Annotated in this window: 12 protein-coding genes; 6 read left to right on the top strand and 6 right to left on the bottom strand. The window is 34.3% G+C overall.

Features of this window, described 5'->3' with window-relative positions:
* Positions 1-219 precede the first annotated feature (219 nt).
* The 6 genes from ACFSUL_RS09405 to ACFSUL_RS09380 all read left to right on the top strand — a co-directional run bounded on the left by ACFSUL_RS09405 (position 220) and on the right by ACFSUL_RS09380 (position 6217).
* Positions 220-696, top strand: coding sequence for a hypothetical protein (locus ACFSUL_RS09405; RefSeq protein ID WP_377934804.1), 477 nt, complete (start codon positions 220-222; stop codon positions 694-696).
* Entirely contained in the window at positions 693-1001 is a 309-nt protein-coding gene (locus ACFSUL_RS09400) for a hypothetical protein (protein WP_377934802.1), read from the top strand. Before ACFSUL_RS09405 ends, ACFSUL_RS09400 begins: the two co-directional genes overlap by 4 nt.
* 340 nt (positions 1002-1341) lie before the next feature.
* On the top strand, positions 1342-2814 hold the full coding sequence (locus ACFSUL_RS09395; RefSeq protein ID WP_377934800.1) for a hypothetical protein: 1473 nt from the start codon (positions 1342-1344) through the stop codon (positions 2812-2814).
* Positions 2815-3246: 432 nt separating this feature from the next.
* Positions 3247-4389 (top strand): winged helix-turn-helix domain-containing protein, encoded by a 1143-nt coding sequence (locus ACFSUL_RS09390; RefSeq protein ID WP_377934798.1) that lies wholly within the window; start codon positions 3247-3249, stop codon positions 4387-4389.
* A 59-nt stretch (positions 4390-4448) separates the two neighbouring features.
* Positions 4449-5729 (top strand): MFS transporter, encoded by a 1281-nt coding sequence (locus ACFSUL_RS09385; protein ID WP_377934796.1) that lies wholly within the window; start codon positions 4449-4451, stop codon positions 5727-5729.
* Positions 5730-6082: 353 nt separating this feature from the next.
* The gene (locus ACFSUL_RS09380) at positions 6083-6217 is read left to right on the top strand and encodes a hypothetical protein (protein WP_377934794.1); all 135 of its coding nucleotides are present in this window, start codon (positions 6083-6085) and stop codon (positions 6215-6217) included.
* Between the two features lie 473 nt (positions 6218-6690).
* On the opposite strand, the gene ACFSUL_RS09375 is transcribed toward ACFSUL_RS09380, so the two are convergent.
* The 6 genes from ACFSUL_RS09375 to ACFSUL_RS09350 all read right to left on the bottom strand — a co-directional run bounded on the left by ACFSUL_RS09375 (position 6691) and on the right by ACFSUL_RS09350 (position 12224).
* Positions 6691-6990: a DUF3219 family protein gene (locus tag ACFSUL_RS09375; RefSeq protein WP_071414210.1), complete on the bottom strand. Its 300-nt coding sequence runs from the start codon at positions 6988-6990 to the stop codon at positions 6691-6693.
* A 161-nt stretch (positions 6991-7151) separates the two neighbouring features.
* Positions 7152-7637 carry a Crp/Fnr family transcriptional regulator gene (locus ACFSUL_RS09370; RefSeq protein WP_377934792.1) on the bottom strand — a complete coding sequence of 162 codons (486 nt, stop codon included), beginning with the start codon at positions 7635-7637 and terminating at the stop codon, positions 7152-7154.
* Between the two features lie 75 nt (positions 7638-7712).
* Entirely contained in the window at positions 7713-8126 is a 414-nt protein-coding gene (locus ACFSUL_RS09365) for an RrF2 family transcriptional regulator (protein ID WP_071414208.1), read from the bottom strand.
* Between the two features lie 360 nt (positions 8127-8486).
* Complete coding sequence (locus tag ACFSUL_RS09360) at positions 8487-9872, bottom strand: protoporphyrinogen oxidase (protein WP_377934789.1); 1386 nt, start codon at positions 9870-9872, stop codon at positions 8487-8489.
* Between the two features lie 170 nt (positions 9873-10042).
* Positions 10043-10483, bottom strand: a complete 441-nt coding sequence (locus tag ACFSUL_RS09355) for a methyl-accepting chemotaxis protein (RefSeq protein ID WP_377934808.1) — start codon at positions 10481-10483, stop codon at positions 10043-10045.
* Between the two features lie 553 nt (positions 10484-11036).
* Complete coding sequence (locus ACFSUL_RS09350; protein WP_377934787.1) at positions 11037-12224, bottom strand: class I SAM-dependent methyltransferase; 1188 nt, start codon at positions 12222-12224, stop codon at positions 11037-11039.
* Positions 12225-12466 lie beyond the last annotated feature (242 nt).

The following is a 12466-nucleotide window of genomic DNA, read 5'->3' as shown; positions in this document are numbered from 1 at the left end:
TTTTTAATAAATACGAAAGAACTGCCTAGAGATTAATCTAACAGGTTCTTCAATTAGGGGCAAAACAGAAGATCAGCTAATTGATCCGGCTATTGCCCTTGTTCAATTATTGGGCAGGTAAACGGAATAACTTGAAATTTCTAAAACGTAAAAAGTACGCGGTCGTCAAACTATAATCAAGATAACATAAATGTCCGAAATCAAATAGGGGGAGATATTGTGAAATACGGGGTCTCTGTCACAGATACTTCAAAAGTACAAGAAATCGAAAAAAGTGGATTAGAGATGTTAGAAAAGCTAGTTCAATTTTCAAGATCATTATATGAGATTGCTTCTTTCCAGTCGCCGAGAGGAATTATTTTTCACGATTTAACGTCCGCAACTCAACTTTATTCAACAATTCCTTTACCAGCCTACACTTCAAGGGATTTAATTCATATTACACCTTTGGTTGAAACCTGGAAAGATATCTATATTTCTACAACAAATGGAGTAGAAGTAGCTAAAAAGTATTACTCAGAACTTGATATGGATGATGTAGCGTTCATAGCAGCTCACGAACTAACACATCACGTCGATTTTTTCCATACAGATTTTGAAGAACTTGATGAAGAAAATATGTGGTTTGAGAGGGACTATGTTTCTATATCCCACGTAAATTCATTTTATCGGAAGAAAGGTTCAATTCGACTATGAATGTAGAATCCTGCCTAATCAACAAATATAAAGAAAAATATGGTGAATACACGCTTAATATGTTTGGTGAATCAGCAAGTCATAGCGAAGAATTAGAATATTCATCAGCATTTTATGATTATTGGAGAAGTACAGTTGTAGTTGATTTACTCATCAAAAATTATTGTAATAATAGTGTTGAAAAACTTATCGGCTACTATAAAGAATGGGCTAATGGTAGTAAAATAAGCAACCTTCAAACTTACTTAGTAGATAAGCTCCATATATCTAATGAAGATGCGAAAAACTTGTGGCTCTCTTATTAAGTTAAGGGGGCGTTAGTTCCACAACACAAATATAGAAAAGAACCCAAATATACATAATTTTATTCAATAAACTGTATATTTGGACCCTTTGTTATTTAATTCAAAACGGGACTTTATTTGCCAGAGGTCTTGTTTCTATAGCTGTATTTCAATATAATGCATCAGGATAATTTCTAGTATTGTCTGTCATGTAATAAGCAGAAACTGTTTCATTTTAAATGACGGTCCCAAGCGATTTAGTGGACATGAAAATGACAAAGAAAAAAATATAGAAATTGAAAAAAAAAGATAATAAGAGTTAAAATTAAATAAATCATACCCAGGATATGGAGGTGAACTTATGAGAAAAATTAATAACAGTAACACTTTCGTCTATTTGACTTATAGTGATTTATTTGGATATAAAGATACAGAGTTAAGTTTAATAAATGCAATAAAGAATAAACCATTGTTGGATACCCTTCAACTTCTATCTAGATTACAGTATATTGATTACATGGATCAACATACCAAGAAAACTTTTCTGCTTTATTTACAGCAGAAGGGACTCTTAAATGAAAGGGTTGCATCTATCGTAGCTAATAGAGCAATAATCAACTACCAGTGTATTTTAACTCTCTGGAAATATATCTTTGCCTTTGGTGACGAAAAAATGTTAACGAAATCATCAAGTTTATCTGAAACCGAATTATTAGGGCATGTGATAACTCTATGTGCTAAGATCGGTGACATGTTATATCGCGGAGAATCAACCACTTTAGAGAGTGAGTTGATTAGGAATATTCATTTTAATAACAGGCCAGAGGTATTTGCTTCATTAGGAAGATCTTCTTATATTTACTTAGACTTAGCTGCTGACAGAGAAAGATATAACAAAAAGGAATTTATTGATATCCAAACCGACTTTAGTGAAAGAAACCCTTATACAATGAAGGAATATTTCGCAGTCATCACCTCCCTCATAAGCAGATTTTCTAAAGGGAATATCGTTACTTCTGAGCCTGTAAGTATAAACCCTGAGAGATATTATAAAGACGTTACTGTTAAAGAGGCGGGTATCAAAATAGTTAACGAACTCTCCTTTACTTTTTTAGAAGCAAAAGAATGGGCCAAAGAAAATTTAAAACTTCCCTGGAATTTTTCTTTATTTCAAATAAATCCCTTGTTTAACTATGATGGTCAACACTTTATTCCTGTATGTATTCCCTTTTTAGAAGATGAAGTATATGAAGCATTCTTTTTCAAGGTGAGGAAAATGTATACTAATGATAAAATTCTTGGGTTCCTAGGAAGACCTTTTGAGGAGTATACGGCACTAGTAGGTAGACAGTGTGTGAAAGAATCTAAAGTACCCTATCAATATATTGAAGAATTCTCATTTGGTGAAAAAAATTCTAAGAAATCACCTGATGTGATGATCCGACTTGGGAAAAAACTAGCTATATTTGAAGTGAAGAACCGTAGAGTAAGAGCAGCAGCTTTTCTCCAAGGCGATGAATTATCTATCAAAAAAGACTTAGATAGAACGTTTATTGAACCGGTTAAGCAGGCATTTACCTCAATTTCTGAAATTCTCACAACAGAAATATCCGACAACTTATCAGGCATAGAGGAAGTTTATATATTTTCTGTCACTAATAATAAATGTAATAATATAGGGATTTACGATGATTATGTAAACGACGAACTCCAACAGGTAAGCAGCTCAGAGCTGGTAAAAGGCTGTATATCATTAGATATAGAAGAATATGAAGCACTATGCTACTTGGTCTCAAGGAAGAGACCGATCTTTAAGATTGTTGATGAATTTTAAAAAAACCCTCTTGTATCTTTTAAAAATTTTTTATATCAAAGAAACTTTCCAATGAGAAAACCGACCTTCTTAGAGTCAAGGATTTTTTCTGCTTTTGACGATGCATTAGAGGCTTTCGGTGCTGAAGAAAGAGTAAAAGACTTTAAGTAGGAGTAGGTTTAAAATAAAGTCGTACCGTTTTACCCCTTTGGATATTTTTCTAAAGGGGTGTTTTTATAGTGAAAAGAAAGGTGGATTAATGAACTGTTGAGTGACTATAAAGTTGCTTCTTAAAGGGCCATTTAACGGAACAACGTTGTTGCTTGAAATTAGGAAATAATGGGATAATTAAGATAGTTCAGGGATATTCATTTTTTATGCGTGTATTCTTATGACAATTGTAGGATACAGGTCTTGGTTAGATGAGCTATTTCATACAAAATAGGTGATATTATGCAAGATATTAAGCTTTTCAGCGATGATTATATTGTGAAGTATCGATCGGAAGAAATTCAGCTTTTAAGAAAGGAATTCCAACTGTTTGAATGCTTATTTAGGAATCCATCTCGAGTCTTTACGAGGGCAGAACTCCTGGAATTAGTATGGGCTCAAGAAGATCCAACTGATAGGACGATTGATGACCATATTTACCGGGTCAGGAAAAAATTAACCCCCATTTCTCCTTTAATTAGTATTGAGACTTTAAGGGGCATTGGTTACCGGCTGAAGATAAGAAAGCAGGAAGATGTCAGTCCATTGAACCAAGATGATGAGGTGTCTTCTAGTATGAATATGCTATTTCATAAATATCAGTTATATGGTCAAGGTGATGCCTTAAAACTCCTTGTGGAAAACCAATCTGTTTTTGGCTTCGAACTTAATCTGCAAAGCCGTTTATATATCAATTTTATGAATGGCAATTTCAGATGGATAGCTGAAGCAACTGAAATTTCATTTTGGGATAGATGCTTTTACTTACTTCACATTTACTCATATATTGCTCAAGATAAGAATAAATGTCTGGATTATTTTAAAAGAGCATTGTTGTCCGATAAAGTTCCAGAAGAACATCAATTTGAAATGGAATGGTTAAATCAAGTGACACTCCTTGCTTTTACTGGAAAGTGGGAGGAAGCAAAAGACCATTTAAAACAATCTGTAAGAGTAATTCATGAAAAGAAGGTAGAAGGTTTCATACCAAACCTTTACTTTATAGAGCTTTACTTAATCTTCTTACAAAAAGATAGTGAGTGGGCTAAGAAAAGGTTGAAGGAAATTGAGAGAGAACTCGAAAGTTACCCTTTTTCAAGGGAGCAGGCCAGCTTTATGGTCATTAAAGGGATAGAGTCGCTGTATAATGGAGATGAAGCACAAGCAAAGCATTTTTTTGATACAAGTCTGGACCAATTTATAGATGCTAGGTACATTCCCGGATTGTTTATTAGCCTTAATATCATTATTTTCTTTATATCTGACTACGGAGAGTATTATGAACTACACCAAATTTATAAAAAACGATTAAAGCGATATGAACTAGATTACAAGTTGACTGGATTACAATATATCATTAGCCGGCAACTTGATACTTTGCTCTGATACTCCTCTGACATTCATTCATTATTATTTATAAAAGAATGAATGTGGAGGTACTAAATATGAAGAAAAAGAGTTCGATATGGAGAGATCAAGATTTTATCAAGTTTTTTTCAGCAAATGCTCTTTCTAATCTTGGAAACTGGTTTGACTTCATCGCCGTACTTATTTTATTTAGGTATACATGGAACGCTGAACCAATGTTAATTGCTTTGATTCCAGTTATGTACGCCATACCAAGTACATTATTTGGCCAGTTAGCAGGAGTGTTTGCTGACAAAAAGGATAAGTTGAGAATTCTTATCTATTCTGATTGGATCAGGGGAGCCCTAACATTATTACTTGTGTTCGTATCTTCTCCTTTATTGGCTTTGCTGGTTCTTTTCCTCCGAAATACTGTTGGTGTGGTAGGTCTTCCTGCCCAACAAGGGCTTATGCGCAATATTGTAGATGAAGAGAATATCATGAAAGCTGTAACCATCAATGGCAGCCTGCTACAATTGGTGAAAGTGGTTGGTCCTCTAATAGGGGGATCGGTTTCAGGTGTATTCACTCCCGACATTTCAATTGGTGTTAACGCTGCCTCCTTCTTCATTTCAGGTATTATTTTTTCAAGAATAACAAAAAGAAATAATTTTATACCTGAAGGAGTTCGTGAGAAAACTAATCCTCAATTCTTTAATGCATGGAAAGAAGGTTGGGAACTAGTTTTGGGGAGTAGAATCTTATTGGTAAGTATCCTTTACGGAATGATCATAACACTAACCATTCAAATGATTGATGCTCAGTTTGTAACATTATTCAGCGAATTGTTTCCTGAAAAACCAGAGATGACAGGTTGGACAATTTCAGCAATTGGAGTCGGAGCTCTCCTAGTTATTTTAGTACTAACAAAGATAGAAACTATAAATAGATATGGATGGTTTTTCGGCAGTGGTAGTTTGATGATCGGTGTAATGGCAGGTGGATTGGGATTTTTAAATAATCAGAGCCCTCTTATCATAGCACTATTTTTTGCATTTATAGGTGGTATTGGTACAGGGTTAACACTAACCGCTGTGAATTACATGATACAGAAAGAGCCCCCAAGAGAAGCCATAGGCAGGGTATCCGGAATAGTGGATTCTCTGTTAAGTATCTTGTTTATTGCGGGACCACTCCTTGGTGGCTTATTCATTCAACAACTTGGAGTGATTGTAGTATTTAAAGGTATCGGAGTCGTTCTATTCTTTATAGGTATGGTGGGTATTATATTACAGCAAATTATTTGGAAAAAGAAAGACTCTTTTACAATAGATAGTATGTCAGACTCAAAGAGGCAACTAAAAAAGGAAGTAAATTAAGTTAGGGCTAAGTAAATGTTGTTGTTCCATAAACGAGCAGGCTTGTTTAAGAGTATTGTGTCTGTTTAAACAACAATCGGGACATTTAGGAGAGGATGATATTTCTGATTAGCTTCTTAGAAATTATATTTCAAGTATCTGGAGTAGCGTTGCTCGTATGTGCTATTTATTATTATTTTCATTTTAAGAAAATCAAGAGAGAAAGGAAACTGACTCCAGTTGAGTTTGCAGTTTACGTTGTAACTCAAATTGCATTTCTTCTTTTTGGAAGTAGTTCTTTGCTTTTACTTTTGGATAAAAATCAATAAACAAACGGGTGTAATAATTGAACCAAAAATCAAAGCTATAAGCTGATGAGCAACCAGCGTGATTATATGATTATTGAATTAGACGGATATTTCCATCAAGTTTTACTTGCAGGTAAAAAGTGTAGTAAACAAGAATTACAACAAAAATATCGTGAAACCAAAGAGTATGTGGTAAAATAATCCTGTTTCAGCAGGAGGTGAGATTGTAGTTGAAAGAAAATAATAAAGAAATGAAAAGTGAACAAAAGAAAGATTTCATAGACAGTGGATGGTTTCTTTTTTCGTGTATTTTTATCGCAGGAATTGTTTCTGTGTTTGTAATAAAATAACGCTGTTTCTGAACTTATACTTAAAAGAGAAGCCTATCTAGAAGGATATTTTTTTAAACAATTTAACAGTGTGATTAACATACTAATTAGCAGTCGTCTGTTGTCTATCAGATACTTGCTAATTTGTATGCGACTTCACGCGCTAAATTATAATAGGTTAAAACAATTCAAACCCTTATATATAAAGTGAAAATGGGATACCAATCCATATGTGAATTAGTATCCCAAATTTAGCATTAATTTAATTTTTCTACTTCAAAACCGAACCCGTTACAAAAATGCTGGCCTTTAATCTCTTCCTTAAAGAATTTACGTTTTATGCTGTTACGCCTTTTCAATTAATTCTAACTTAAAATCACCAACAGCATTTTCTTCATATAAGTTCGTAATCGATGTCGAGTACGACTGAATTATTGCCGGAAACTTTAAATCTTTTTCCGGAACCTCGACGATAAAATCATTTGCATAAAGTAAAGTAGTAATTTCATGGTAATCGCTACTCGTTACTTTAAAATCAAATCCGATTTTTCGCCGACTATTGTCCCCTGCTTTATTTTTGACTGTATCTTCATAGAAACTGGTAGTATCAATAGGAACTTCATTAATAATCACTTTCTGTGTCATACTTCTCTCACCTCTTGAATCGTTATTTATCCGTTATCCTAAACGTCTTGTATGGAAAGCTTCATTAAGCCATTCCTTACACTTCAACATCCTTTATACCTATTTATCATAGTAACTGTTATAAAAATAATTACATTTAAGTTCTGACTGTACGCCAACTGCTAATAACTTTTACATTCCCTTTGCTTGTTATCCAATCTATTTATAACTTTACTTTTCAAATTTTTCACATTGTCTAGAACCTTTGATAGTTTTCTTTCTTCTTTGAAGACCGTCTGTTTAGACAGATCCTTAATAATTGTTGTCACAAGTTTAAAATCTTCTTTAAAAAGCCGTTGGTAGTCATCATTCGTAATTTGTATATACTCAATATCCGATAACGTTTCTACATAGATATCCTTTGAATAGAATAGAAAGAGATCACCAAAAAACTGGTCAGCGGTGATAGTTTTAGATATTCCCTTTTGTTCATCAACCAATTTTACTGTTCCTTTTAAAAGGTAAAAAACTGAATTAGCAGGATTAGCAGCACTGTAGATGACTTCATTTTGTTTCTTCATTTTTTTAACACCATATCGCCTAAGGCTTATTAATGCATTTTCCTCTGTAACATCACTGTTTCTTATATCCGTTAAGCTTGTATTCATCGTTACCACCGCCCCTAACTGTAATGATATATATTACATTTTAGATAAAACGCTTTAAAAGCAAAAGCGTTTTGCTTAGTCTACCTGCTTTACTTGTTCGACAACATCTTGAATAGTATAACTACTCAAAAATCCACCTAAGTGTTCTTCCGCTTCTTCAAATATTGAAAATAAAACATTTTTCATATTTGCCCCTACAATGCAGTCCTCATTTGCCTTAGGACATTTTGGTTGTAATGCTCCTTCAGAGGTAATTTTATAAATTTCTCCGAGTGATACTTCTGCTGGATCCTTCGCAAAAATAAACCCTCCACCTGTACCTTCCTTTGATGAAATAAATCCATGTCTACGTAACATGCTTAATACTTTTCTAATTTGGACAGGATGCACGCAGGCACTTTCAGCTATTGCATCACTGGAAGACATTCGCGTCGGCATTAAGGCAAGAAGAGTTAAACTGTGAACGGCTAATGTGAAATCACTCTTCATTTTTCTACTCCTTTTAACTTCTTCTCGTTTTATAAAAGATTAATTAGATACTACATATAAAGTTTTCTATAATATTAATACTGTAATAATAAATATTACAGTATTAATTGTCAAGGTAACAAGACTATACGCTCTTTTTAAAAATCTGTTTTTATTATTCAACAGGTGAATTTATTCTGAAATTCACCTGTTGAAATAATGGCTCTACAAGTATTTTTAGAATTAATTAGGATGAATCATTTACTTACAACCCTAAAGCACGATAGCCTAAAGAATAGTGAAGAAGCTTAACTAAATGAACCTCGTGTGAAGCGACAAACACACGAAAATAGGACAGCTACAGTGAGCTGTCCTTCTTTATTAAAGAAAGTTTATGATCTTTCTCGCAATACTTTCGCCATTACCGATGCAGTCTGGAATTCCAACACCGTAATACGAACACCCTGCAAGCAAGATACCTGGATACGTTTCGGCAAATTCTTTTTCAAGTGCTTCTACGCTTTTCGGATGGGATATTAGATAATTCGGCATATTATTCGACCAATTAGTTACTTCGCTTGTCACTGGCTCCGCTGTAATGCCTAGACTTTTATTTATATCCTTCCGTGCAACTTCGAGTAGCTCTGTTTCATTCATGTCCTTTAAAGCAGCAAATGACGGATGACTACTTTTATAGAATAGCCTTACGAGTAAGTTCCCACTTTCAGATGTATGCTTCCATTTTCGGCTTGTCCATGTGCAGGCATTACAGGATAAGTCATCACTGTTTGCTGTTATAAAACCAGTCCCTTCTGCCGGAAGCAAACTATCAGGTATATTAAAGCCAGCATAAATACTTATCAACGAGCTATTTTTCAATTGGGTAAATTCTTTTTCCAACACTTGATCATCGAATAATGCTTCCGCAGCATTGTGAGGAATACTAAGCACAACATGATCTGCTTCAATTGTTTCCTTATTTTTAAAAGATATTTGGTAACGGTTATTGAGCTTTTCTATTTTGCTTGCTTTACTATTTTTAAAAATTTCCACTCCTTCAAGTTTCTCTTCCAATGCATCAATAAGTGTCCCTAATCCATTTCGAAAGGAAAGAAACTTCTTCTCTCCACCACCTTGGAATTTCTTCCTATTTGCTTCGAATCCTTTTATAATACTTCCAAATTGTTCTTTATAATCAATTAAATATGGAAGGGTAGAAGCAATCGTTAAATCACTTAATTTGCCAGAATACACGCCAGAAAGAACAGGAGCAATTTGTTTTTCTACCAATTCCTTTCCAAGAAAATGCTCCAAAAATACACCGACAGAATCATTTTTAGTAAATGTTTCGTTTTTTGTATAAAAATCTTTTAATGCCTCCACCTTTCCTTCAGCAGAAACAAGTGGACTTGTCGCTAATGATTCAACACTTGTTGGAATACCAAATACAGCATCAGCAGGAATGGCCTTCAATTCTCCGTCTGTATAAAGAAACGAACGCCCTGTAGCATTGTATACTACCTCCTCCTCTAGACCGAGTTCTTCTATTAAAGGTTTTATATTTCCTTTACGAGCGACGATTGAATCTGCTCCTGCTTCCATGATAAACTCGCCATCTTTGACAGTACGAATTTTTCCACCAAGTTCACTAGAAGCTTCTGCAAGAATAAGCCTTACTTCAGAGTGGTTTTGTTTTTTCCATTTATGTAATTCATACATGGCGGATAATCCAGTGATTCCGCCGCCAATTACCAAAACTGTTTTCACTATATGCCACCTCTATTTACCGATTTTGTTCCATTAAAGTGTACCACTGCATCATTGTTTTAGTCTGTACTTTTAATCACACCTTATTAAAAAGCTGCAAATTCCCACAAAAAGGACAAGCTTAGCATTGTCTACTGAACTTGTCCTTTTTATGGTTATAATATCATTTTTTATTTTGTAGATTTCATTATATCCTCTGCAGTTGAGGCGATAAAAGTAAAGAAGTCGTTTAATTCTTGAACACTTGCGGAATGTTCCTCCGTTGTTGCAGCAATCTCTTGAATGGAACGATTATTTTGATTGATTGCTTCATTTACCTTTTCTAAAAACTGAATAATATTAACAGAGGAATCCTTACTTTGTTCCGCCATTCTTTTAATTTCATTTGCAACAACGGCGAAGCCTTTACCGTACTCCCCAGCTCTAGCAGCTTCAATAGAAGCATTTAACCCTAGGATTTTTGATTGATTTGCAATATCCTGGATAGATTTTATCACCTGATAAGCATCCTCAATAGACTTTGTTATGGATTCTGAATCGCTTGAGATCTCTTGGATTCTTTCCGATATTACATCTGAGACCTTTGCAACTTGTTCTGTTGTAGCAGCCATTTTTTCCACTGATCCCGCCAAATCTTTAGACACTTTTCTTAGCGTTTCTATTTTTTCTGTGGAAGTAGTCGTCATGAACAAACCGACTACTTGACCATTTTCAATAATCGGATTACAAGTGGCAACAAATGGAAAACCAAATTCCTCTGGCCCAACTTCTATTCGGTTCATTTTACCTGTTTTTAGTGAATCCTCCATCATAGGATTCGAGATTTCTTTTAATGGTGTACCTGGAGGGATTTTTACAGAATCAAAACTAGCCGGAAGCTGGACAAGGTATTGCTTTGTATCAGTCACCACAACGGTAGTGGGTTCTGTAAATGTTTGTTGAATCAATTCCAGATTATTTATTATCTCCTGGACTTTTTGCGACATCTATATTCACCTTACTTTGCTTTTATTAATTACATAATTCGACAATTTTCTATCGTTTCTATAAGTATATTACACCCCGCTCTATTAGACAAAAAACTTTTTCATTTCTTTCTTAACACTATGTTTCTATCAATGTGAAAGAATATTATTCACAGATAAACCATAAAAAAAGTGCGGATTATCCGCACTTTTCTTCGTTATACATATACTCTCGGGTTAATGGAATCGAGTCATTTGTACCTTTTGTAAAAATAAATTGGCTGAGGTCAATATTCCCTGTTTGGAACGACGCAGAACAAGCATGTAAATACAACCTCCACATTCTAATAAACCGTTCGTCTTTTGTCTTCTTTACCTCGTCTAGAACATTTTCAAAATTTTCCGCCCAGTGATCTAACGTCTTTTCATAATGTCTACGCAGACTTTCTAAATCAGTTAAGAAGAACTTATTCGATGTAATATGATTTACAAGTTCACTTACAGACGGAATATATCCTCCAGGGAAAATATACTTATCAATCCAGGAATTTGTAGCACCTTCTTTTTGAGAAGTAATCGAGTGGAGAACGGATAATCCCCCCATTTCAAGTAACTCATCTACTTTTTGAAAATACTCTGGTAAATGCTCTTGCCCAACATGCTCTAGCATTCCCACACTAACAACCCTGTCAAACTTCTGGTTTTTTAATTCTCGATAGTCCATTAATTTTACATCTATCAAATCTTCTAGTTGTTCTTCTACTCTACGCTCTTTCACTCGTTCATACTGTTCCTCCGATAGAGTAATCCCAGTGGCCTTAACCCCATAGCGCTTGGCTGCAGCAATAATTAATTCACCCCAACCACACCCAATGTCGAGTAGCGTTTGCCCTTTTTGGAGATTCAACTTTTTAAGAATATGAGCTACTTTATTTTGTTGTGCCGTTTTTAATGAATCATCAGGATTTTTAAAATATCCACAGGAATACGTCATCGTTTCATCAAGCCATAGCTTATAAAAATCATTACCAATATCATAATGAAATGCAACATTTTCCTTACTGCGTTTTGCTGTATTAGAGATTTTTTTCAAAAGATGGGCATAAATTTTGCCATTACCAAGGAAGCTTTCTTGACTACGATACATAGAGGCGACCACTTCTTTAAGATCCCCTTCCACATCGATAATTCCATCCATAAATGCTTCCCCAAAAGCAATCGATGGATCTTGAATTAATTCTCCTTTTGGAATAACGTCACGAAAGATAAGCTTAAAATGAGGATCCCCGTCCCCATACCGAACTGTCTCTCCATCCCAGAAAGTTATCTCTGCAGGAATGGAGAAAGTACTTTTTAATAACTTTTTATAAAACATTTTATCAATCATTTATAACACCTCAAAACATTGAATTAGACATTCTCCTTACCATCCCTATAAAACCGATAAGCTAAATCGGAAAAGATATCAAAAAAATATATTAGTTGAAGTCTGCGCTTCAATAGGATTATTTCCAGAAATGTATTTACATGTAGAAAATTTCTATTGTCATTATTAGTAAAATACATCTTCATTTTTATTTTACACACGCTACCAAAATCAAACAAATATTTAAACTCAAACATTACTAC

This window comes from Bacillus seohaeanensis (assembly GCF_042684945.1).
GTDB lineage: Bacteria > Bacillota > Bacilli > Bacillales > Bacillaceae_B > Rossellomorea > Rossellomorea seohaeanensis.
Note: the sequence above shows the minus strand (reverse complement) of the source record. Positions and strands in the feature narration are given on the sequence as shown.